This is a genomic window from Shewanella sp. SG41-4, from assembly GCF_014164505.1.
In the GTDB taxonomy this organism is placed as follows: domain Bacteria; phylum Pseudomonadota; class Gammaproteobacteria; order Enterobacterales; family Shewanellaceae; genus Shewanella.
On the sequence record NZ_JACJFI010000752.1, the window covers coordinates 1 to 476 of the forward strand.

A 476-nucleotide genomic window follows, 5' to 3' on the forward strand; every position below is an offset into this window, starting at 1 on the left:
GTAAGCGGTCAATGAACTGGTGAAGCTTATTCTGCTTCACCTAAATCAACATTCCACGGCAGCAAATCAGTCATATCATCTAATGGTGCACGCTTAGGTAATTCCGTAAATAGATGACGAAAATAGTAGTAGGGATTCAAATCATTGGCACGGCAGGTCATCACCAGGCTATATAAGTTCGCACTGGCTTTAGCGCCACCCACCGACGTCGAGAACATCCAATTCTTTCGTCCTGTGGTAAATGGCCGGATATCTCGCTCAGTGACATTATTATCAATACTGATATCCCCATCTTCAAGATAGGTCAGTAATTTGGGCCATTGATTTAAGGTGTAACTAATGGCTTTACCTAATGCCCCTTTAGGTAAAACATGTTGGCTGTTTAGCCAGTCGTAAAACTCATTGAGGATAGGTTCGGCTTGTTGCTTTCTCAGCTGTTGACGCGCTTGGGAGGTTAAGTTTTTTGCCTGTTTTTC

General features: G+C 43.3%; 1 protein-coding gene. It reads right to left on the reverse strand.

What is annotated here, in order from left to right:
• Window positions 1–26: 26 nt before the first annotated feature.
• Window positions 27–476, reverse strand: a 450-nt coding sequence (locus H5202_RS24875; RefSeq protein WP_182774154.1) for an IS66 family transposase, incomplete at its 5' end; no start/stop codon positions are given.